The 20188-nt window shown below is 72.0% G+C and carries 24 protein-coding genes; 14 read left to right on the top strand and 10 right to left on the bottom strand.

The genetic code is table 11. From position 1 onward, the window contains the following. Positions 1 to 9: 9 nt before the first annotated feature. The gene (locus C8E97_RS01075) at positions 10 to 1173 is read right to left on the bottom strand and encodes a sensor histidine kinase (RefSeq protein ID WP_121000783.1); all 1164 of its coding nucleotides are present in this window, start codon (positions 1171 to 1173) and stop codon (positions 10 to 12) included. Between the two features lie 120 nt (positions 1174 to 1293). After that, complete coding sequence (locus C8E97_RS01070; protein WP_121000781.1) at positions 1294 to 1752, bottom strand: hypothetical protein; 459 nt, start codon at positions 1750 to 1752, stop codon at positions 1294 to 1296. Positions 1753 to 1837: 85 nt separating this feature from the next. Between C8E97_RS01070 and C8E97_RS01065 the strand changes: the two genes are divergently transcribed. The 4 genes from C8E97_RS01065 to C8E97_RS01050 all read left to right on the top strand — a co-directional run bounded on the left by C8E97_RS01065 (position 1838) and on the right by C8E97_RS01050 (position 6357). Next, positions 1838 to 3355: a dynamin family protein gene (locus tag C8E97_RS01065; RefSeq protein WP_121000779.1), complete on the top strand. Its 1518-nt coding sequence runs from the start codon at positions 1838 to 1840 to the stop codon at positions 3353 to 3355. After that, positions 3352 to 3717 carry a nucleotide exchange factor GrpE gene (gene grpE, locus C8E97_RS01060; protein WP_121000777.1) on the top strand — a complete coding sequence of 122 codons (366 nt, stop codon included), beginning with the start codon at positions 3352 to 3354 and terminating at the stop codon, positions 3715 to 3717. The genes C8E97_RS01065 and grpE overlap by 4 nt, the downstream gene beginning before the upstream one ends. Next, the gene (locus C8E97_RS01055; RefSeq protein WP_121000775.1) at positions 3714 to 5531 is read left to right on the top strand and encodes a dynamin family protein; all 1818 of its coding nucleotides are present in this window, start codon (positions 3714 to 3716) and stop codon (positions 5529 to 5531) included. The genes grpE and C8E97_RS01055 overlap by 4 nt, the downstream gene beginning before the upstream one ends. A 130-nt stretch (positions 5532 to 5661) precedes the next feature. Then, complete coding sequence (locus C8E97_RS01050) at positions 5662 to 6357, top strand: hypothetical protein (protein ID WP_121000773.1); 696 nt, start codon at positions 5662 to 5664, stop codon at positions 6355 to 6357. A gap of 260 nt (positions 6358 to 6617) precedes the next feature. On the opposite strand, the gene C8E97_RS01045 is transcribed toward C8E97_RS01050, so the two are convergent. Then, positions 6618 to 7070: a VOC family protein gene (locus C8E97_RS01045; protein ID WP_121000771.1), complete on the bottom strand. Its 453-nt coding sequence runs from the start codon at positions 7068 to 7070 to the stop codon at positions 6618 to 6620. Positions 7071 to 7091: 21 nt separating this feature from the next. On the opposite strand from C8E97_RS01045, the gene C8E97_RS01040 reads away from it, so the two are divergent. Next, the gene (locus C8E97_RS01040) at positions 7092 to 7694 is read left to right on the top strand and encodes a CGNR zinc finger domain-containing protein (protein ID WP_121000769.1); all 603 of its coding nucleotides are present in this window, start codon (positions 7092 to 7094) and stop codon (positions 7692 to 7694) included. A 5-nt stretch (positions 7695 to 7699) separates the two neighbouring features. Next, positions 7700 to 8089 carry an SRPBCC family protein gene (locus C8E97_RS01035; protein WP_121010513.1) on the top strand — a complete coding sequence of 130 codons (390 nt, stop codon included), beginning with the start codon at positions 7700 to 7702 and terminating at the stop codon, positions 8087 to 8089. 242 nt (positions 8090 to 8331) lie between these two features. On the opposite strand, the gene C8E97_RS01030 is transcribed toward C8E97_RS01035, so the two are convergent. From C8E97_RS01030 to C8E97_RS01010, 5 genes are all read right to left on the bottom strand, one after another. Next, positions 8332 to 8514, bottom strand: coding sequence for a DUF397 domain-containing protein (locus C8E97_RS01030; RefSeq protein ID WP_121000767.1), 183 nt, complete (start codon positions 8512 to 8514; stop codon positions 8332 to 8334). Further along, complete coding sequence (locus tag C8E97_RS01025) at positions 8511 to 8690, bottom strand: DUF397 domain-containing protein (protein WP_121000765.1); 180 nt, start codon at positions 8688 to 8690, stop codon at positions 8511 to 8513. The genes C8E97_RS01030 and C8E97_RS01025 overlap by 4 nt, the downstream gene beginning before the upstream one ends. Before the next feature lie 411 nt (positions 8691 to 9101). Continuing rightward, the gene (locus tag C8E97_RS01020) at positions 9102 to 9284 is read right to left on the bottom strand and encodes a DUF397 domain-containing protein (protein ID WP_121000763.1); all 183 of its coding nucleotides are present in this window, start codon (positions 9282 to 9284) and stop codon (positions 9102 to 9104) included. 140 nt (positions 9285 to 9424) lie between these two features. Further along, positions 9425 to 9607: a DUF397 domain-containing protein gene (locus tag C8E97_RS01015; protein WP_211346891.1), complete on the bottom strand. Its 183-nt coding sequence runs from the start codon at positions 9605 to 9607 to the stop codon at positions 9425 to 9427. Positions 9608 to 9618: 11 nt separating this feature from the next. Beyond that, positions 9619 to 10473: a helix-turn-helix domain-containing protein gene (locus C8E97_RS01010; RefSeq protein WP_121000759.1), complete on the bottom strand. Its 855-nt coding sequence runs from the start codon at positions 10471 to 10473 to the stop codon at positions 9619 to 9621. A gap of 108 nt (positions 10474 to 10581) precedes the next feature. Here C8E97_RS01010 and C8E97_RS01005 point away from each other — a divergent pair, with 108 nt between their 5' ends. The 5 genes from C8E97_RS01005 (at position 10582) to C8E97_RS00985 (ending at position 14892) form a co-directional block, all read left to right on the top strand. Next, positions 10582 to 10803: a hypothetical protein gene (locus C8E97_RS01005; protein ID WP_121000757.1), complete on the top strand. Its 222-nt coding sequence runs from the start codon at positions 10582 to 10584 to the stop codon at positions 10801 to 10803. A 57-nt stretch (positions 10804 to 10860) separates the two neighbouring features. Beyond that, a complete protein-coding gene (locus tag C8E97_RS01000) occupies positions 10861 to 11742 on the top strand; it encodes a hypothetical protein (RefSeq protein ID WP_121000755.1) in 882 nt (293 codons plus the stop codon). After that, complete coding sequence (locus C8E97_RS00995) at positions 11739 to 12125, top strand: GntR family transcriptional regulator (RefSeq protein ID WP_121000753.1); 387 nt, start codon at positions 11739 to 11741, stop codon at positions 12123 to 12125. Before C8E97_RS01000 ends, C8E97_RS00995 begins: the two co-directional genes overlap by 4 nt. A 355-nt stretch (positions 12126 to 12480) precedes the next feature. Beyond that, the gene (locus C8E97_RS00990; protein WP_121000751.1) at positions 12481 to 14292 is read left to right on the top strand and encodes a phosphoenolpyruvate carboxykinase (GTP); all 1812 of its coding nucleotides are present in this window, start codon (positions 12481 to 12483) and stop codon (positions 14290 to 14292) included. Between the two features lie 99 nt (positions 14293 to 14391). Beyond that, positions 14392 to 14892, top strand: a complete 501-nt coding sequence (locus C8E97_RS00985; protein ID WP_121000749.1) for a hypothetical protein — start codon at positions 14392 to 14394, stop codon at positions 14890 to 14892. A 70-nt stretch (positions 14893 to 14962) separates the two neighbouring features. On the opposite strand, the gene C8E97_RS00980 is transcribed toward C8E97_RS00985, so the two are convergent. Further along, on the bottom strand, positions 14963 to 15799 hold the full coding sequence (locus C8E97_RS00980) for a septum formation family protein (RefSeq protein ID WP_246018589.1): 837 nt from the start codon (positions 15797 to 15799) through the stop codon (positions 14963 to 14965). 4 nt (positions 15800 to 15803) lie between these two features. Then, on the bottom strand, positions 15804 to 17111 hold the full coding sequence (locus C8E97_RS00975) for a pyroglutamyl-peptidase I (RefSeq protein WP_121000747.1): 1308 nt from the start codon (positions 17109 to 17111) through the stop codon (positions 15804 to 15806). Positions 17112 to 17270: 159 nt separating this feature from the next. Here C8E97_RS00975 and C8E97_RS00970 point away from each other — a divergent pair, with 159 nt between their 5' ends. The 3 genes from C8E97_RS00970 (at position 17271) to mctP (ending at position 20026) form a co-directional block, all read left to right on the top strand. Beyond that, positions 17271 to 17969: a GntR family transcriptional regulator gene (locus tag C8E97_RS00970; RefSeq protein WP_121000745.1), complete on the top strand. Its 699-nt coding sequence runs from the start codon at positions 17271 to 17273 to the stop codon at positions 17967 to 17969. A 122-nt stretch (positions 17970 to 18091) separates the two neighbouring features. Beyond that, entirely contained in the window at positions 18092 to 18355 is a 264-nt protein-coding gene (locus C8E97_RS00965) for a DUF3311 domain-containing protein (RefSeq protein WP_121000743.1), read from the top strand. Then, positions 18356 to 20026, top strand: a complete 1671-nt coding sequence (gene mctP, locus C8E97_RS34220; RefSeq protein ID WP_170211559.1) for a monocarboxylate uptake permease MctP — start codon at positions 18356 to 18358, stop codon at positions 20024 to 20026. Positions 20027 to 20188 lie beyond the last annotated feature (162 nt).

The raw sequence follows: 20188 nt of genomic DNA, 5'->3' as shown, positions 1-20188 counted from the left end.
GTCCCCACCCTATGACGGCACCAGCGGCAGCCGGGCGCGCACCCGCCAGCCACCGCCGGGGTTCGGCCCGGCCTCCAGCGTGCCGCCCAGCACGCCGGCCCGTTCGCGCATCCCGATCAACCCGTTGCCCCCGGACACCGCGACCAGGTCGTGGGGCGTCCCGAACCCGTCGTCGGACACCTCCAGCTCCACGTGGTCCTCGACCCGCGTGACCCGGACGAGGGCCGACGCGCCCGACCCGGCGTGCTTCAGCGTGTTCGTCAACGCCTCCTGCACGATGCGGTAGATGCCGAGCCCCAGCCCGGCGGGCAGCGCGCCGAGGTCGTCGCCGGCCTCCAGCCGCACCGGCAGACCGGCCGCGCGCAGGTTGTCCGCGAGCGCGCCGAGGTCGGCCGCGCCGGGCTGCGGCGCCCACTGCGTCTGCGACCGGTCCTCCGACCGCAGCACGCCCAGCAGCCGCCGCAGCTCCGTCAGCGCCTGCCGGCCGGTGTCGGCGATGGTCCGCATCGCCGCCGCGGCCAGGTCCGGGTTGGACTTGATCGCGTACCCCGCGCCGTCGGCCTGCACGACCATCACCGACACCGCGTGCGCCACCACGTCGTGCAGCTCCCGCGCGATGCGCGACCGCTCCTCGCCGACGGCGATGCGGGCCTGCTGGTCGCGCTCGGTCTCCAGCAGCTTCAGCCGCTGCTCCAACTCCCGCTGGTAGGCGCGCCGCGCGCCGACGAACTCGCCGAGCGCCCAGCTGAACCCGAAGATCACGGCGATGAGGAACACGAGGAACACGGCCTCGGCGCCCGGCCCGACGCGCCACACCGCCCACACGAACGTCCCGATGGTCAGCCACAGCGCGTAGACCAGCGCACGCCGCCTGCCGACGAACGCCACCATCGTGTAGAGCGCGACGGCCAGCGCGAAGTCCGCCGGCCGGAGGGGGAGGCCCTGGTCGAACGAGCCGTGCGTGAACAGCTGGATGACGCCGCCGACCAGGATCGTGTAGCTGCTGGCCAGCGGGTGCTTGCGCCGGAAGATCACCGGCACCACGAGCAGGAGCCCGACCAGGTACAGGACGGAGGTGGGCAGGTACACGCCGGCCGAGAGCATCGCGCCGAGGTCGAACAACGCGAGCGACCCGGCGATCAGGGAGTCCCCGAACGCCGGGTGGGCTCGCATCCACAGGCTCAGGCGACGCACGTGACCAGGTTAGGCAGGGTGCCGGCCGGTGCGCGTCGCGCCACGGTCTGACCCCCGCCTAATCCTCCAGACGGATGTCGCCCGCTGGCCCGCGCCCGTTCACCGCGTGGTCTTGATCTGCGGCGGAGTCGTCTGCGACGGCGGAACGGGCTCGATGCGCGGCGACTGCGACGGCACGCCGTGCTCGCGCTCGTACTGGCGGTGCTCCTCGGTCATCTCGTCGGCCAGCTGCTGCTGGATCTGGCGGTCCCGGATGCGGCCGAGGATCATCATCGTCACGGCGTGCACCAAGGCCAGCAGCAGGAGCATCAGGCCCAGCTTGAGGACGACGTCCTTCACCGCGTCACCGGTGTCGACCCTGATGATCGAGACGATCGCCAGGAGGCCGAGCACGACGAGGTGGAACAACACCGTGGCGAGCGCGGTCATGGACCTGGCCGCCTCCGGGTCGCCGTACGCCCGGTTCATGTAGGCCCGCCCGCTCCGGTAGATCAGCTGGCCGTCGATCAGCACCAGCACCACGCCGAGCAGCAGGAAAACGGCATAACCCTGTTCCATGACGTGACCTCCCTCTCACTGCGCGGAATACCCCGGCGCGCTCGTTCGCAAACCGCGACCCCGGGTGGCGTGGCACGATCTGCGCGTGACCGCCCAGGCCCAGCAGCTCGCCGGCCCGCTCTCGGCCGCCGTCGCGAACCTGTGCGCGGGACTGCGGTCGCAGGTGTCGCCGAGCACCGCGGCGGGCTTCGGCGAGGTGCTGCGCCGGCTGTCGGCGCCGCTCCAGGTCGCGGTCGCGGGCCGGATCAAGTCCGGCAAGTCGACGCTGGTGAACGCCCTGATCGGCAGGCGCGTGGCGCCGACCGACGTCGGCGAGTGCACCCGCCTGGTCACCCGGTTCCAGTACGGCACGGTGGACCGGGTCGAGGTCGTGTTCACCGACGGGCGCAAGCAGGTGCTGCCGTTCGACGCCGACGGCGGCATCCCGGCCGACCTCGGCGTCGACGTGGACGAGGTCTCGCACATCGAGGCGTACCTGACCAACGCCGTCCTGCGCGACCTGACGGTGATCGACACACCCGGCCTCGGCTCGCTCGACGCGGCGTCCGTCGCGCGCACGGAAGCCTTGCTGGGCAACGAGCTGGACCCGGTGTCGCGCAGCGCGGTCGCCGGCGCGGAGGCCGTGCTGTACGTGGTGACCCAGGGCGTGCGCGGCGACGACCAGCAGGCGCTGGCCGCGTTCACCGCCGCCACCGCGAGCCGGGAGGCCGGCCCGGTCAACGCGATCGCGGTGCTCAACAAGGCCGACACGATCGCCGCCGAGACCGTCGAGGGCGCGGACGGCGACACGTGGCGGGCGGCGGTGCTGCTGGCGGAGCGCCAGGCGCACACGCTCAAGCCGCGCGTCGCGGACGTGCTGCCGGTGATCGGCCTGATCGCCGAATCGGTCGAGACCGGCGGCTTCGCCTCCGCCGACGCCGACGCCCTGCGCAAGCTCGCGGCGCTGGACGACGCGACCCGCGAGACGATGCTGATCTCGGCGGACCTGTTCGTCGGCTGGGACTGCGACGTGCCGGTGGGCGTGCGCACCCGGCTCTTGGAGAAGCTCGACCTGTACGGGGTCCGCCGGGCGCTGGCGGCGATCGACGCCGAACCGGCGATCACGGCGGGCGCGCTGCGGCGCGTGCTGCTCGACGCGTCCGGCCTCGACGGGGTGCGCGGCAAGCTCGACGCCGTCTTCCGGTCCCGCGCGGACGGCATCAAGGCCGCCGCGGCGCTGGCGTCGGTCACCGCGCTGGCCGCCGCGTCCGGCGACCCCGGCGAGCGCCGGCGCGTCCACGACGCCATCGAGGTGCTGCTCGCCAAGCCCGAGGCGCACCAGTTGCGGCTGCTGGAGGCGTTGACGCTGGTGGCGTCGGGCGCGGTGGCCATGCCCGCGGACCTGGCCGAGGAGGTGCTGAGGTTCGGCGCCTCCCCGGACGCGGCCGAGCAGCTCGGCCTGCGCGGCAGGCCGACGCACGAACTCGTCGCCCACGCGCTGGAACGCGCGGGCTGGTGGCGGTCGTTCGCCTCCTTCGGCGCCACGCCCGCGCAGAGCCGGGTCGCGCACGTGGTGCACCGGGCGTACTTCCTGATCTGGCAACAATTGCGGGGGCGGAGATGACGGACGGAACGGAAGCCGGGCCGCGCGCGTCGGACCCCGGCGTGGAGACCATCGCCGGCGAACTGCTGGACCAGGCGCTGGCGGAGCGGCGCGCCCTGGTGCAGCTCTGCCTGTACGCGCTGGACCGCGCCCGCAGCTCCGGCGTGGTCGAACGGCTGGAGGAGGGCCTGGCGGGCATCGGCGTCACGGCGCTGCGCCCGGACGGCGAGCGGTTCGACCCGTCCGTGCACGAGGCGGGCGGCACGGTGCCGACCGACGACGCGTCCCTGGACGGCCTGGTGGCGGAGACCGAGGTCGTCGGGTTCGCGGACCGCGGGCGGACGCTCCGCGCGCCGGTCGTGACCGTGTACACCACGCGATGAGCACGCTGCCGCAGGCGGTCCGGCAGACGCGGGAACGCCTGACCGCGCTCGTCCGGGGCATCGACCCGCGCGCGGCGTCGTTCGTGGAGACGCGGCGCGGCGGCGCGGCGTCGGTCGTCGTCGTGGGCGAGACGAACCGGGGCAAGAGCTCGCTGGTGAACGCGCTGCTGGCGACACCGAACCTGTCGCCGGTCGACGCCGAGGTCGCCACCGCGACCTACCTGGTGTTCCGCCACGGTGCCGAGTGGTCGGCGCGGGCGTGCTACGCGGGCTCGACGCCACCGGTGCCGTTCGACCGCTCGGAGCTGGTCGACTGGGTGTCCGCGGCGCACGACCTGCCCGAGGGCATGCTGCCGCCCCGGTACGTCGAGGTCGACGCGCCGATACCGCTGCTGGAGCGGCTGTCCGTGGTGGACACGCCCGGGGTCGGCGGCCTGGAGTCGGCGCACGGCGAGCTGGCGGCCGAGGCGGCGGCGTCCGCCACGGCGCTGCTGTTCGTGGTCGACGCGTCCGCGCCGTTCACGCGCGGCGAGCTGGACTTCCTCGCCACCGTGGGCGAACGCGTCGAGACCGTCGTGTTCGCGCTGACCAAGGTGGACCAGTACCGGGGCTGGCGCACCGTCCTGGAGGCCGACCAGGCGCTGCTCGCCGAGCACGCGCCGAGGTTCGCCGGAGCGACGTTCCACCCGGTGTCGTCGCGGATGTTCGAGCTGGCGGGCAAGGCGCCGAACCCCGACGCGGCGGCGATGCTGCGCGAGCGGTCCGGCATCGGCGCGTTGCAGGCGGCGTTGCAGGAGCTGGTGGTCGGCCGGGCGGCGATGCTCGGCGAGGCGAACGCGCTGCGCGCCTTGGCCACCGTGCTGGACGAGCTGGTCGCGCGCGGCGAGGCCGACCAGCGCGCCCTGTCGGCGGGCGAGGAGGAGGCCGAGGCGCTGCGCGCGCGGCGCGACGAGCTGAACGCCCAGCGCCGGTCGTCCACCCGGAGCTGGCAGGTGCGCCTGCGCGGCGAGGTGCAGCGGGCGCGCGTCGAGGGCGCCCACGAGGTCAGCAGGCAGATGAGGGACGTGCAGACGTGGTTCCGCACGGCGATCGAGACGGCGTCCCCCGAGCGGCTGGCGGCGCTGCCGCACGAGGTGGACGCGGCGTTGCAGGTGGTGTCCGGCCGGATCAGCGGGGGGCTGGGCGCGCGGCTGGCCCGCGTCGCCGACGCCGCGCTCGCCGACCTGTTCGCACCGGACGAGCTGGCCGTCATCCGCGGCCAGTTCGCGCGCGGCGCGACACCGCCGATCGTGCTGCGCCCACCGGAGAAGCGCGCGCCGACCGCCGAGGACAAGCTGCTGGTGTTCATGGGCGTCTCGGGCGGCCTCGGCGCGGGCAGGCTCGCCGCGATGCCGCTGGCGGGCCTGGGCGTCGCCGCGCTGAACCCCGTCGTGCTGCCCGTGACGATCGTGCTCGGGCTCGGCGCGGGCTGGTGGATGGCTCGCACGCGCAAGCACTCGGCGGACAAGCAGCACCTGAAGCAGTGGCTGTCGGACGCGATCGCCGACGCCCGGTCCACTGTGGACCAACTGGTGGCGGAGCAGTTGATCGAGGCCGAGCAGCAGTTGTCGCTGGCGCTGGACGACGCGCTCGGCAGGCGCGTGGACGCGATCGAGGCGGAGCTGCGCGAGGTGGACAGGGCGCTGCGCATGGAGGCGGGCGAGCGGGCCAAGGAGCTGGGCAGGGCCACCCGCCGACTGGCCGAGCTGAAGTCGGGGCGGGCGAAGGTGGACGAGCTGCTGTCCCGCATCCGCGCCCTGCGCGACCGCGCCTGACCGCGCCTGACCGTGCCTTGAGCGATCCAGCGTCACGGAGTGCTGTCAAAGGGTGACGCGGGTTCCGCCGCGGAACCGAATCGGCATAACGTGAGTCCTACCGGTACAGAGCGCAGGAGGGTGGTATCCGGTGTACATCGACGAGACAGGCGCGACCGATGGCGAGCTGAAGGTCACCGTCGAGGACGAGGAGTACACCGCCGAGGCGACGTACGACCTGGACGACGACGGCGTCGACGAGAGCGCCGTGGTCGAGACCGACGACGGCGGCCACCTGGCGTTCAGCGACACCGACGGCGACGGTGACGCGGACCTGATGAGCACGTTCGACAAGGACGGCGCGCTGGTCGGGCAGGCGCGGTTCGACGAGGGTTCCGGCGAGTGGGTCGCCGTCGAGCCCTCCGACGAGCACAGCCGCAAGACCAGCACGAACGACGGCAAGTCGATCCTGGTCGACGTCGAGGGCGGCGCGGACCAGAACGTCGGGCCTGCCACCGAGGACACCGACGGCGACGGGCGCGCCGACACGGCGGTGGTCAAGGACGACCAGGGCGACACCTGGCTGTTCACCGACTCGGACGGCGACGGCACGGCCGACATCGCCACCGAGATCACGGCGGACGGCGAGGTCACCATGTCCAAGCACACCGGCGACGACCAGTGGACCGAGGTCGAGCACGGTCGGATCGACGAGAACGGGAAGTACGTGCCGGACGGCGGGGACGAGTCGGCGGGCGACGAGGTCTGGTCGCCCGGCGGGAAGGTCACGGTGTCGGGCGTGGTGCGGATCGACTCCGTGACCGGGCAGTGGATCAGCCCGAACTGAGCGCCGTGGCGGGCTGAGCGCCGGTGCTGGGGTGAGTGGCGCGGTGGGCTGAGTGGCGCGGTCGGGGTGAGTGGCGCGGTCGGGGTGAGTGGCGCGGTCGGGGTGAGTGGCGCGGTCGGGGTGAGTGGCGCGGTCGGGGTGAGTGGCGCGGTCGGGACGCGCCGGGCCGACGGTGTCGTCCCGGCGCGTCCCGACCGTGCCGTTGCTCGTGCGCTGCCGGCCGGGTGTTCCGTGTTCCCGGCTGGGCGTTCGCGGCCTGCCTATGCCGCGCAGAACTCGTTGCCCTCCGGGTCGCGCATGACCCACCAGCGCCCGGCCGGCCCCCGGTCGACCTCCTGGACGCGGGTCGCGCCCAGCCCTTCGAGCCGGGCCACCAGCGCGTCGAGGCCGCCCGGCTCGCTGTGGACGTCGATGTGCAGGCGGTTCTTGCCCGCCTTGCCCTCGGGCACGTCCTGGAACAGGAGCCGTCGACCCCGGCCGACGCCGCTGGTCGGGTCGAACGGGTCGTCGGGGTGGCGGATCGCCGCGTAGCCGCGGAACGTCTTGCGGCCGCGGTGCTCGGCGACGGCCTCCTCGCCGAGGTGGCCCGCCGCCAGCAGTTGCCCGACGAGGGCGCTCGGGTCTTCCACCTCGTACTCCAGGGCCGCGGCCCAGAAATCCGCGAGGACGGGTGCGTTCGCGCTGTCGATGACCAGCTTCCAGCTCAGGGGCATGTAACCAGTTATAGTGGTTACATGGAATCGCCCGCAACCAGGGGGCTGACGCTGCACTCCCGTTCCGGCGTCGCCTACCGGTTCGATCCCGGCGCGCTGTGCCTGGAACTGCTGGTCACCGGAGGTCCCGGCCCCTACCGCCGGTACGAGGTCCTGCACGAGCCGGCCGACCTGGCCGCGTGGGCGGAGCGGTCGCGGCTGGTCCCGACGCCCGAGCTGGACATCTCCGCCGACGAGGTGGCCGACGCGCGGGGGCTGCGCGACGCGCTGTTCCGGGTCGTCCTCGCCCACGTGCGCGGCGATCCGCACCCGCCCGACGACCTGGCGGTCGTCAACGAGGCTGCCGCGAAGCCGGCCCTGGCACCCGCCATCGCCCCCACCGGGGAGCGGCGGTGGGCCGGCTCGCCCGGTGGCTCGCACCTGCTGGCCACCGTCGCGCGGGACGCGGTCGAACTGCTGACCGGCCCGTACGCCCACCGCGTCCGCACCTGCGCGGCGGAGGACTGCCACCTGATCTACGTGGACATCTCACGCCCCGGCCGTCGTCGGTGGTGCTCGATGGAGCACTGCGGCAACCGCCACAAGGTGAGGACCCTGCGCGCCCGGAATGCAGAGGAAGGATGACCACCATGCCCACCGGACTCACCAAGGACGTCGGCTGGCAGATCGGCGTGTCCCGCACGCTGCCCCACCCGCTGCCGGTCGTGTGGGAGTTCATCAGCGGTGCCGAGGGGTTGGCGCTCTGGCTCGGGGCCGGCGCGGTCCTCACGCCGGAACGCGGCGCGCCCTACCGGACCGATGCCGGGGTGACGGGGGAGGTGCGCGGCTACCGGCCGGCGGACCGCATCCGCGTCACCCGCGGCTCGTCGACGGTGCAGGTGGCCCTTGCGCCCGGCGGGTCCGGCACGGTGCTCCGCTTCCACGAGGAACACCTGGCGAGCGCCGAGGAGCGCGAACAGCGGCGGGCGCACTGGAAGCGCGTCATGGACCGGGTCGCCGCCGCCCTCGACGGGCGGTGATCTTGATCGCCGGTGGTCGGACAACCCCGGCTGGGCTCCGCTGGGAGGGCGGTGGACTGCCGGGTGTGGCGTTGTCTGCCGTCCCCGGCCGGGGTTTACCGTTGGTGTGGTTGCGTTGCGTGCTGTTCCCGGCTGTGTTCCGGGCTTGGGTGGGTGGGGGCGGTTTGCGTCGTGGTCCCTCTTCTGCCGGTCGCGTTGCGTTCAGGGCTGCGGGTGCGTAGGTCGGCCGGCGGGGCGGGGAGCTAGTGGCGCTTGGCCGAGGTGAGGAACGATCGCCAGGCGCGGGGGCTGAAGGAAACCCGTGGTCCGGTGGTGTTCTTGGAATCCCGCACGCCGACGGTGGTGTCGACGAACCGCACCTCCACGCAGGCGTCGCTGGTAGCGGCGCTGCGGCTGCTCTTGAACCATCCGGTGTCACGGGTCATGCGCTGATCCGGTTCGTGAACGATCGCCAGGCGTGGGGGCTGAAGGAGAAGTGAAGACCGGTGGGGTGCTTGGAGTCCCGGACGTCCACAGCCAGGTTGGTGAAGCGCACTTCGAGGCAGCCGTTGCTGCCGCCGGAGCTGTGGCTGCTCTTGAACCACCCGGTGTCGCGGGTCATCGCCGGCCTCCTTGGTCCTGCCGATGAGCAGCGCGCGGATGTGCTGACGCCCCACCGGTCGCTGCGCCGGAAGTTGCCTCGGGTCGGTGTCCTCCGGCTGATCGTAGGAGGTGCGCGGCCTGTGTGGAACCGCTGCGAGGGGCACCGGAGCCAGGACCAAGCGCTTGGTCGGTGAACTGGAATGGTCGGACAACCCCGGCTGGGCTCCGCTGGGAGGGCGGTGGACTGCCGGGTGTGGCGCTGCCTGCCGTCCCCGGCCGGGGTTTACCGTTGGTGTGGTTGCGTTGCGTGCTGTTCCCGGCTGTGTTCCGGGCTTGGGTGGGTGGGGGCGGCTTGCGTCGTGGTCCCTCTTCTGCCGGTCGCGTTGCGTTCAGGGCTGCGGGTGCGTAGGTCGGCCGGCGGGGCGGGGAGCTAGTGGCGCTTGGCCGAGGTGAGGAACGATCGCCAGGCGTGGAGGCCGAAGGAGAACTCTGGTCCGGCGGTGTCCTTGGAGTCCCGCACGCCGACGGTCGTCTCGGTGAAGCGCACTTCGACGCAGGCGTCACTGCCGGCCGCGCTACGGCTGCTCTTGAACCATTCGGTGTCGCGGGTCATCGCCGGCCCTCCTCGGTCCTGTCGATGACCAGCGCGCGGACGTGCCCGACGCCCACCGTCCGGCGCGCTGGAGCTTGCCTCGGGACGGTGTCCTCCCGCTGATCGTAGGAGGTGCGCGACCCTCGCGGAACCGCCACGAACTAGTGGCGCTTGGCTGAGGTAAGGAACGATCGCCAAGCGCGGCTGCTGAAGGAAAACCGTGGTCCAGCCGTGTTCTTGGAGTCCCGGACGTCAACGGTCGTCTCGGCGAACCGCACTTCGAGGCAGCCGTTGCTGCCAGCCGTGCTGTGACTGCTCTTGAACCACCCGGTGTGGCGTTCCACGGCTCTGCTCCTCACAGCGTGTTGACCAACAGGGAGCGGGTGTTCTCGGCGCTCAACGCCAACTGGTGAACCCGCTCGAAGATCCGGCGCATCGGTTGGATGTCCGATGGCTGATGGTAGTAGGTGTACGCCCCGTAGAGGGTTGACACGAAGGCCACCGGAGTCCCCTCCGGGAAGTCCAGAACCACCAGTCCTCCGCCCAACGCGGGGTTGTCCGGCACGGCGTTCGGTACCACTCGCACGTCCAGCATCGGGTACTCCTCCATCATCTGGAGGAGGTGCAACACTTGCCCGCGCATGACGGACGGGCCGCCCACCACGTGGTGCAGGGTGTCCTCGGTGAAGATGAGGTTGATCTTCCGAGGAGACTGCGACTCCAACACCAGCCGCTGCTGCGCGAGTCGGAACTCGATGCGCTCACTGGTCTCCTCCTCGGATGCCTCCCAGAAGATGGAGTCGGCGCTGCCGAGGAGTGATCGGATGTACTGCGGGGACTGCACCAGACCTGGCATCACGCCGCACTCGTACCAACTGATCACCTCTGCGGCGGCTTGGAGTTCGCCAAGGCGCTTGAAGGGTTGTGGCAGCACGTCGAGGTAGCCGCGTGGCTTCACCCGGCGTCGACTGGCCGTGCCGAGCGCCAGGATCGTCGCGCGTTCGTCGTTGCCCACTTCGTAGAAGTCGAGCAGCTTGATCAACTCATCGGGCCCGAGGGTGCCCTTGCCGTGCTCGATCTGACTGATGCGTCCAGCGCTGCGGCCGATCGCCCTACCCGCTTCGAGCTGCGACCTGCCTGCGTCATCCCGGAGCCGGGCCAAGGCGAGGCCCAGCTGACGGCGCTCGACAGTCTGCTCTGCCATGCCCATTCGGCGATTCCTTCACCCGATCGGTACACCCCAGTTAGCCTCACTTTAGGCTAGCGTGAGGCCACTTCGTTCCGTGCTCGATCACATACAACACGTAGGGAGTCCGTGATGGCCAACGAGGTGTCCGAGCGTCGGGAGTGGCTGGTCCGCTGTGCCACCAACCGCGGCGAGCCGGCCGTCTGCTCGATCGAGGTGTCGCAGGGTGTGATCGAGATATTCGGCCCCGGCGACAGCTTCTGCTTCAGCCTCGACGGCGACCTGATCGACGGCTTCCGCACCTCGCTCGACGAAGCGGCCCAGCGCGTCCGGACGGATGTCGCCCTCGCCTGACCACCGCCCGTGTGCGACCCTTTGTAACAAGGGGTCGATACAAAGAGAGGCGGGGGCATGGGAGAGGCGCTGTTATACGGACTGGTCGGGTTGGCCATCCTGCTCGTGCTGTGGCCGACGCGGTCCGGTGCCGCCAAGTTCCTCCGCCGCTGGGGCGTCGCTGAACCCACCGAGGAGCAGGTGGCGCCGGCCCTCCGCTACCTCCGCGACCGCCGCCTGCTCTACCCGCTGCTGTTCGTGCTCGTCCCACCCGTCGCCGGGGCGGTGGCCGAGCTGTTCGGCCTGCCGACGCCGACGGCCGGCGCGTTGCGCCACCTCGCGTCCGGCATCGCGGCGCTGCTGATCGCGGAAGTGGTCGCGGCGCTGCGTCCGGTGCGGGGCGCTCGCGTCGCGACGCTCACCCCGCGCCGGTGGCGCGACCTCCTGCCGCGCTGGGGTGTCGCGCTGCTCTCGACGCTGGCCGCCGTGTCGCTGCTGTCCGCGTTCGCCGGGCTGTCCGCGCAGTCGTGGGCGCGTCGGGCGGTGGGAGCGGTCGGGTTCAGCGAGCCCTACCGCGCCGAGGTCGCCCGGCCGGTCGGTGTCGTCGTGGTGGTCGGGGTGGTGCTGGGACTGGTGGCCGTGCTGGGCGTGGTGCGGCTCGCGGTGCGGCGCGGGTCGGTGGCCGATCCCGCCGTCGACGCGGTGCTGCGCACCCGAAGCGCACGGGTCGCCGTCGGGATCGGCATGGCGTGGATGGCCTGGATGGTGACCTTGGCCAACGGCCGGCTCTCCGCGCTGCACAGCCTGTCGCGGTCCAGTGGCGACGGGCCGGGCTGGCTGGGCGCCGTCCGCCTGATCGACTCGGTGGGGCTGCTCGTGCTGCTCGTCGGGGTGCTGGGCTGGATCTGGGTGGCGAACCCGCCCAGCCGCACCGCCCGCGCCGTGGAACCCGGCCGGTGAAGCAGGTCGTCGTCGACCCGGACAGCGGGGTCGCGCCGTGGCGGCAGGTGCGGGACCAGCTCGTCCACCTGGTCCGGACCGGTGAGCTGCCGGTCGGCTCGCCGCTGCCGTCGATCCGCCAGTTGGCCCGCGACCTCGGCCTGTCCGCCGGCACGGTGGCGCGGGTCTACCGGGACCTGGAGGTCGCCGGCCTCCTGCGCACCGCCCGGCGCAGGGGCACCGTGGTCGCCGCCGCGCCCGACCCGTCGATGTCAAGCGCGGCAACGGATGCGGGCACCGCGCTCGCCGCGTCCGCCGCCCGGTTCGCCGCCGAGGCGCGGGCGTTGGGCGTCGACCCGGAAGCGGCCGTGCGCGCGGTGCGCGCGGCGTGGCAGGCCGGCTGAACCCGGACATTTTCCGCGCAATTCTTGCGCTCCGCCATGAGAGCGCTTCCACATCGTTACGGAGTCGCAACCGCGTCGTGTGGTGGTCGCCGCACCCGCCGGGTCTTGCATTCGCCGCGCTAAAGCGCAGGTCGCAGCGGGGTTTGTGGTGATCGGGTGCTGAATCGATTCCAGAATCGGTTTTGTGAGAGAGCCGACAGGTCAGATGTGCGTTACCGAGGATTAACCCGGCTAACCTCCGTCTATCCCCTTAACCGGCACGCCCTCCACCGGGCGGGCGGAGCCATTCCCGAGGACGTCCCACCGGACAACGGCGTCCACCGTGGGCTGGCGCTCAGCTAGGAGACGAGACGAGATGACGGCAGTGACCATTCCCGGTCTCGACCAGGCACCGACCAACCACGCGCGGCTGCTCTCCTGGGTGCGCGAGGTTGCCGAGCTGACCTGCCCGGACCAGGTCGTCTGGGCCGACGGTTCCCAGGACGAATGGAACCGCCTCACGGCCAAACTCGTGGACGCCGGCACCTTCGTCCCGCTGAAGAAGAAGCCCAACTCCTTCTGGGCGGCCTCGGACCCCACCGACGTCGCGCGCGTCGAGGAGCGGACGTTCATCTGTTCCGTGGACGAGGCCGACGCCGGCCCCACGAACAACTGGATGGACCCCTCCGAGATGAAGGGGATCATGACCGAGCTGTACCGGGGCTCGATGCGCGGTCGCACGATGTACGTGATCCCGTTCTGCATGGGCCCGCTGGACGCCGAGAAGCCGATGCTGGGCGTGGAGATCACGGACTCCGAGTACGTCGTCGTCTCCATGCACATCATGACCCGCATGGGCACGAAGGCCCTGGCGCGGTTCGGCGAGGACGCCGACTTCGTCCAGGCGCTGCACTCGATCGGCGCGCCGCTGGAGCCCGGCCAGGCGGACGTCCCGTGGCCCTGCAACGACACCAAGTACATCACGCACTTCCCCGAGGAGCGGACGATCTGGTCGTTCGGCTCGGGCTACGGCGGCAACGCGCTGTTGGGCAAGAAGTGCTACTCGCTGCGCATCGCCTCGGTGATGGCGCGCGACGAGGGCTGGCTCGCCGAGCACATGCTGATCCTCAAGCTCACCTCGCCGGAGAACAAGGCGTACTACATCGCCGCCGCGTTCCCCAGCGCCTGCGGCAAGACCAACCTCGCCATGCTGGAGCCGACCATCCCCGGCTGGAAGGTGGAGACCCTCGGCGACGACATCGCGTGGATGCGGTTCGGCGAGGACGGCCGCCTGTACGCGGTCAACCCGGAGAACGGCTTCTTCGGCGTCGCGCCCGGCACCGACTACCACACCAACCCGAACGCCATGCGCACCATCGAGAAGGGCAACTCGCTCTTCACGAACGTCGCGCTGACCGACGACGGCGACGTGTGGTGGGAGGGCATGGGCGAGCCGCCCGCGCACCTGACCTCCTGGAAGAAGCAGGACTGGACGCCGGACAGCGAGGAGCTGTCGTCGCACCCGAACTCCCGCTACTGCACGCCGATCGCCCAGTGCGACATCAAGGCGCCCGAGTGGGAGGACCCGAAGGGCGTGCCGATCTCGGCGATCTTCTTCGGCGGGCGGCGCGCCACCACGATCCCGCTGATCACCGAGTCGCGCGACTGGCAGCACGGCGTGTTCATGGGCGCGACGCTGTCCAGTGAGACGACCGCCGCCGCCGTCGGCCAGGTCGGCGTGGTGCGCCGCGACCCGATGGCGATGCTGCCGTTCATCGGCTACCACGCCGGTGACTACTTCCAGCACTGGATCGACACCGGCAAGTCGGCCGACGCCGACAAGCTGCCGAAGATCTTCTACGTCAACTGGTTCCGCCGGGGCGAGGATAAGCGCTTCCTGTGGCCCGGCTTCGGCGAGAACTCGCGCGTGCTGAAGTGGGCCATCGAGCGCATCGAGGGCAAGGCCGCCGCGCAGGAGACGCCGATCGGGCACGTCCCGACCGCCGACGAGCTGGACCTGTCGAACCTCGACGCCCCGCGCGAGGACGTCGAGGCGGCGCTGAGGTTCGACGCCGACGAGTGGCGCGCCGAGCTCCCGATGATCGAGGAGTGGTTCGCGAAGATCGGCGACAAGGTGCCGACCTCGCTGCGCGACGAGCTGGAGGCGCTGCGGCAGCGCCTGGGCTGACCCGCACCGTGACCGGGACCCGGTGGACAAGGGCGTCCACCGGGTCTCTTTTCGATCACCCTCGGTGATTTTCGCCGGGGCGCGCGGTACCAAGGAGGGGTGACCCGGCGGGACGAGTTCCTGGGCGGCCTGCACTTCGACGAGGACCGCGACGAGCGGGTCGGGCCGCGGGCCGGTGTCGTGCGGTACGAGCCGGTCCGCCCGCCGCCCCGCCGCCGCGCCCGGCCGGGGTGGCACGTGCTCGGCGTGGTGGTCGGCGCGCTGGGGATCGTCGTCGCGGCGTTCGCGTGGGGTTACGGCCTCGGCCGGCTCGGCCACGTCGAGCAGGTCGCCCAGTTCGGCGCGGCGCTCCGGTTCGACGTGACCCGCGTGCGCGGCCTGGTGGCGCTGGTGCTCGCGGGACTGGTGGTGGGGCTGGTGACGGTGGGACGGCTGTCCCCAGCCGCACCGCTCACCGCCGGCCTGCTGTCGTTGGCCGCCGGCGTGGCGTGGGAACTGGGCGTCTTCCCGGTCCTACCCGTGTTCAGGCCGGTGTTCGACGGTGGCGCGGCGGTCGTGGTGGGCGTCCTGCTGCTCGTGATCGCCTTCCGGCGGCGCTAGTTGTCCACAGGTTGTGGATGAAGCTGTGCACAGGCTGTGGACTTCGTGTTGCCGAACCGCGCGGCCGGCCTCAGGCGGGCAGCGCCTTCGTGCCCAGCCCCCACAGCCGACCGGTGAACGGCCGGGTCGCCTCGGCGTAGCAGACGACCGTCGTGAAGCCCTCGGACCACGCCTGGCTGCCGAACGAGCGCCAGGACGCGAACACGTCCTGCCGCTCCGCGCCGACGTACCCGGCGACGGCGGTCGCGCAGTGCTCCTTCGCCCTGGCGTCCACCTGGTCCCGCGGCGGCGCGGGGTCGCCCGGCCGCCCGAGGTCCAGCACGCCCGGCACGGCCTCGGCGCGGTGCGGGCCGTCACAGGCGGTGATCACCGGATCGGCGTCGTGCGCGGGCGAACCCTGCGCGCACAACTGCACCCCGGCGAACCCGGCCGCCTTGAGCAGGTCCTTCACCCGGCCCGTGCGCTGACCGCGCCGCCCGTCGGTGGTCAGCTCGACCGCCGTGCACAGCCGCCAGCGGTCGCCCTTCGCCCACCCGTCGCGGCTCGGCCACAGCACGTGGGCCTGGAGGCGGGTGGCGTCGTGGTCGGCGCTGCCGAGGTAGCCGGCCAGCGCCGCCCGGCACGCGGGGATCGCCTGGCGGCGGAAGTCCCGCTCGCCCGGATAGTCGTCGCCCAGCCCGGTGAACTCGCCGATGTCGACCACCTCGCCGCCGTGCGGCCGGGCGCAGTCCACGGCGGTGAGGCCGCCGTCGGTGCACCGGCCGGGCGCGGGCAGCTCCGCGACGCCGGGCGTGATCGAGGGCCGGACGACCTCGCCGTCCGGCGCGCCCGCGACCCGCGCGGCGCACCCGGTGGCCCAGGCGAGCGACAGCGCGAGCAACCCGACCACCGCCCGCCTGCGCCGCACGGGGTCAGACTACTGCGATCAACGCGGCCACCTGGTCGACCACCCGCCGCCGGTCCGCCTCGAACGCGGGGTCGGTCAGCGCGGCAGGGTCGGCGGGCAGCCCGAGCACCGGCGTGTGGAGGTGGCCGCCCGCGGCGGTCGCGGACAACCCGAGCCGCAGCCGGTTCGCGCGGTACATCGACTCGTTGGACAGGTAGTCGCCACCGCTGCCGACCGCGGCCACCGCGCCCGGCGTCGGCTCGTCGGTGCGGCAGTCCGGCGCGCCGACGCCGGGCGTCGAGCCGGGCGGCCACTCGCAGAACGACCGGTTGAACAGCACCGGGTAGGGGCCGGTGCCGGCGTCGACCATCCGCTGCGCGGGCAGCGTGGTCTCGATGAACTCGTGGGCCGGCTGCGGCCACCCCGGGGCGTCGGGCACGACGCCGTGCGCGGCCACGTCGTTGTTGTCCGGCGCGCCGCCCCGCCACCGGGCGGCCCACCGCTCGACGTCGAACCGCCCCGGTCGCCCCTGGCTCACCGTCACGAGCGCGTCCGGTGCCCGCCCGCCGGTGAGCACGCCGCCGTAGAACCGCTCGACGATCCCCCCGTCGAACGACTCCCACGACACCGGCAGCACCGCCGCCTCGACCACGACCCGGCCGCGCGGCGTGTCGAACTCCCGGCCGTCGAGCCGCAGCGCCGCCGCGCCGGACGGGTTGGACCGCCGCACCGCCGCGCCGGACAGCTGGAACGGGTCGAACCCCGTGACGGCCACCCGCCGGGCGCCGGGCCGGGACCCGACGTCGTCCACGCCGCGGGCGGCGTCGTCGAGCCGCCGCACCAACCGGGCGCGCTCGGCGTCGGGCAGCGGGTACCGCCGGGGCGCCCACTGCCGGACCGCCCTGGTGAGCAGCAGCCGCGCCCAGTACAGGGGTCGGTCGTCGTAGGCGTCCCACGCCGCGGTCGACCGGGCGCGCTCGACCGCCGCCCGCCACAGCTGCCGCCCGGCGCGGGCGACGAACGCCTCGGCCTCCGACCGCGGCAGCCCGGCGCACAGCCGGTCCTCGAACCGGCGGACGTCGTCGTCGAACCCGCCGAGCCGGACGAGTTCGGGCCCCGCCGCCGGCTGTCCCGGCGCGGGCGCGTCGTCCAACCGCTGCTCCTCGACCGTCAACGGCGCGGTGACGTCGAAGCAGGGCCGCCCCGGCCCCGCCGCGCCACCCCGCCCGGCCGAGCCCTGCCCGCTCGCCACCCCAGGCGACCCCAGCAGGACCACCCCGACCAAAGCCACCCCGATCACCGGAACCGCCACGGTGCGCAGTCGTCTGATCACGGCACGATCCTCGCGGAGGCCCGCGCACGCCCGGAACCCCCAACCGGCGCACGCGATCGGCCACCGACCCGACCGGACGTCCCGAACCCCGCGCCGAGGCGGGGATCGTTCAACGATCCGGCGACACTCCCCGTGACCGCCGAGCCCTAGACTCGCCCCATGACGAGCGTCGACGGCGACAACTGGCTCCGGGCACTGGCGGGGGAGCGCGGCGACATCGACCGCTCCAGCACCGCCGAACGGGTCGCCGACAAGCTCCGCACCACCGTCCTCGACGGCGGCATCCAGCCCGGCCGGCAGCTCAACGAGAAGGCGCTCGGCGACGCACTCCGGGTGTCCCGGAACACCCTGCGCGAGGCGTTCCGCCTGCTCACCCATGAGCGCCTGCTGGTGCACGAGTACAGCAAGGGCGTCTTCGTCCGGAAACCCGACTGGCAGGACATCGTCGACCTCTACGGCGCGCGTCGGATCATCGAGACGGGCGCGCTGCGCTACTGGCCACGGGCCGACGACCGGGCCAGGGGCGCGGTGCGCGACGCGGTCGACCTCGGCCTGGCCGGCGCGAGGACCGGCGACTGGATCACCGTCGGCACCGCCAACGTCAAGTTCCACCAGGCCATCACCGCGCTCGCGGGCAGCCGCCGGCTCGACGAGGAGATGCAGCGCCTGCTCGCCGAGGTCCGGCTCGCGTTCCACGTCATGGGCGACCCGGAGCGCTTCCACAAGGACTACCTGCCGCTCAACCGCGACATCCTCGACCACCTGGAGCGCGACCGCGTGCGGGAGGCCGAAGACCTGCTCACCGACTACTTCGACCGGGCGGAGAAGCAGTTGGTGATCGGCCTGCGCGGGGAGTGAACGAGGGTCACGATTCAACTACGTCAACGGCCGGGAACCCACACGACCCGGTGACGGCCGTCCCTCCACGGGCCTAGCATCGCGCGACACCGAGTCACCAGGCCGCCGCACGGAGGGCACCCATGCCGCCTCGACCACCCAGCCTGCGCTGGAGCAACTGGAACCTGCTGCTGCTGGTCCCGCTGCTCATGCTCGTCACGCCGTGGTTCAACTCCGACGAACCGCGGCTGCTCGGGCTGCCGTTCTTCTACTGGTTCCAGTTCGCCTGGGTGCCGGTCGGTGTCGTGTGCGTGGGCCTCGTCTACGTCAAGACCAGGGGCGAACCCGCCGTCAAGGGCAAACCGGACCTGCTGGGCGTGGACGACCTGGACGAGGGGGCGAAGTAGATGCAGTGGACCGAACTGGTCGTCTTCAGCGCGTTGTTCCTGCTGGTGACGGTGCTCGGGTTCGTCGCCGCGCGGTGGCGGGCCGGCGACACGCTCGACCACCTCGACGAGTGGGGGCTGGGCGGTCGCAAGTTCGGCTCGTGGATCACCTGGTTCCTGGTCGGCGGCGACCTCTACACCGCGTACACGTTCGTCGCGGTGCCCGCGCTCGTGTTCGGGGCCGGTGCGACCGGCTTCTTCGCCCTGCCGTACACGGTCATCCTCTACCCGATCGTCTTCCTGCCGCTGGTGCGGATGTGGTCGGTGTCGCGCGTGCACGGCTACGTGACGCCGGCCGACTTCGTGCGCGGCCGGTACGGGTCGCACTGGCTGGCGCTGCTGATCGCCATCACCGGCATCGTCGCGACGATGCCCTACATCGCGTTGCAGCTCGTCGGCCTGGAGGCCGTGCTGCGCACGATGGGGCTCAACGGCTCCGGCGTGCTCGGCCACCTGCCGCTGTTCATCGCGTTCGTGATCCTCGCGCTGTACACGTACCAGTCGGGCCTGCGCGCGCCCGCGCTCATCGCGTTCGTCAAGGACATCCTGATCTACGTGGTGATCCTGGTCGCCGTGGTCTACCTGCCCGCGAAGTTCGGCGGCTGGGGCCAGATCTTCGACACCGCGCAGGCCAAGTACGACGCCTCGCCGGCGAAGTCCGACGGAATCCTGCTCAATGCCGACAACCAGCTCCAGTACGCGACGCTCGCGCTCGGCTCCGCGCTGGCGCTGTTCCTCTACCCGCACTCGCTGACCGGCATCCTCGCCTCGCGCGGGCGCAACGTCATCAAGCGCAACATGGTCGCGCTGCCCGCGTACTCGCTGCTGCTGGGCCTGCTGGCGATGCTGGGCTTCGTGGCGATCAGCGCGGGCGTCAAGCCGATCACCAACCAGGCCACCGGGCGCGCCGACACCAACACCATCGTCCCGGTGCTGTTCGGCAACGAGTTCCCGTCCTGGTTCGCCGGCATCGCGTTCGCCGCGATCGGGATCGGCGCGCTCGTGCCGGCGGCGATCATGTCCATCGCGGCGGCGAACCTGTGGACCCGCAACATCTACAAGGAGTACCTGAAGAAGGGCGCCACGCCCAAGCAGGAGGCCAAGCAGGCCAAGATCGCCTCGCTGGTGGTGAAGTTCGGCGCGGTCGCGTTCATCGTCTTCATCGACCCGCAGTTCTCCATCGACCTCCAGCTCATCGGCGGCGTCATGATCCTCCAGACGCTGCCCGCCGTCGCGATCGCCCTCTACACCCGGTGGTTCCACGTCTACGGCCTGGTGGCCGGGTGGGTCGTCGGCATGGGCTGGGGGATGTGGCTGCTCTACAACATCAGCACGCCGGACATCAAGGACCAGGTCACGGGCAAGGTCGTCACGGCGGGCCGGCCGCACTTCGCCGGTTCCGCGCTGGCGCTGGACAAGCTGTCGCTGTTCGGCTGGCACCCGTTCGCGGGCTCCGCCGTGCAGGTCTACGTCGGTATCGTGGCCGTGGTGGCGAACCTGGTGGTGGCGGTGCTCGTGACGCTGATCGCCAAGCGGCTGCACGTCTTCAACGGCACCGACGAGACCGACGGCGACGACTACCACGTCGACGAGGACAGCACCCGCGTCAAGCCCGTGGCCACCGCCCACTGACCCTTGCCCTTGAGCTTTTACACAGTTGGCGGATCACTCTTCATCTTCGCGTTTTTTCGCAGCTTGACGGCAGAAGGGGGACCACGGACTCAACGCACGCCTTGAGCACGCAGGTCCGGGCTCAAGGCGGAACACTACGCAAAGGGACCACACCACCCGGTT

Origin of the sequence: Saccharothrix australiensis, assembly GCF_003634935.1 — a bacterium.
Classification (GTDB): Bacteria; Actinomycetota; Actinomycetes; order Mycobacteriales; family Pseudonocardiaceae; genus Actinosynnema; species Actinosynnema australiense.
This window is presented reverse-complemented; position numbering and strand designations above follow the sequence as displayed.